Here is a 947-nt window from a genome sequence, read left to right as displayed (position 1 = left end):
TAACCATGATCTTCATTTGTTTGGCTCATAGTGTTAGCAATAGTGCCAGTAGCATCACCCTTAACAGTAGCCTTGAAACTTACAGTAAGTTTTTGACCTTTGTAAGCTTCTAAGAACTTAGCTTTGTCAGTAGGGGAGATAGACCATGAACCATCCTTTTCACTCCAAGCAAGCGTTACTTGATCGAAGATATTGTTGCCTTTAGCATCAGTCAACGTAATAGCGTCTTTAACTTTAAGATCAACATCTAATTTAGTTTGGTCGTAGTCATCATCGAATGTCCAAGCTTTAGCTAATTCATCCTTAGTAAACTTGTGGTTTGCTAATTCAGATAAGTCCCATGTACCAGTGTAAGTTACTTCTTGGTTATGACTTACTGTGGTGTTGTCAATATCTGTACCATCAGAGTTAACAACTACTTTAACAGGCTTAGGATCATTTTCAACATGGTTAGTAACCGTGTTGGTCTTGTAGCCTTGGTCGTTGTTAGTTTGGTTCATGGTGTTAGTTAAATCACCAGTAGCGTCAGCCTTAATAACAGAGTTGAATGAAACAGTAAGTTTTTGACCCTTGTAAGCCTCTAAGAACGCTTTAGTGTCATTTGGTGTTAATACCCACTTACCAGCTTTTTCGTCCCATACAGGCTTAAATAGCTTAGTAATATCGTTGTTCTTAGCATCAGTTACCTTTAATGAATCAGTGACTGGGCTAATCTTATCTTCGTCATAATCATCATCAAATGTCCAAGCTTTAGCTAATTCATCTTTAGTAAACTTGTGATTTGCTAATTCGGATAAATCCCAAGTACCAGTGTAAGTTACAGTTTGCCCGTGAGAAACAGAAGTCTTGTCGATGTTAGTGCCATCAGAGTTGACAACAACTTTAACTGGGGCAGGGTTAGGTTCAACGTGGTTAGTAACTGTATTAGTCTTGTAACCATGACCGTC

Annotated in this window: 1 protein-coding gene; it reads right to left on the bottom strand. The window is 38.3% G+C overall.

The genetic code is table 11. The features are described 5' to 3' along the window. The coding region (locus FC36_RS10100) for an SspB-related isopeptide-forming adhesin (protein WP_338086218.1) at positions 1 to 947 on the bottom strand (947 nt) is incomplete at both ends.

Origin of the sequence: Ligilactobacillus equi DSM 15833 = JCM 10991, assembly GCF_001435735.1 — a bacterium.
GTDB classification, from domain to species: Bacteria; Bacillota; Bacilli; order Lactobacillales; family Lactobacillaceae; genus Ligilactobacillus; species Ligilactobacillus equi.
The sequence above is the reverse complement of the archived record's forward strand: the minus strand, read 5'-3'. Positions and strand labels throughout refer to the sequence as shown.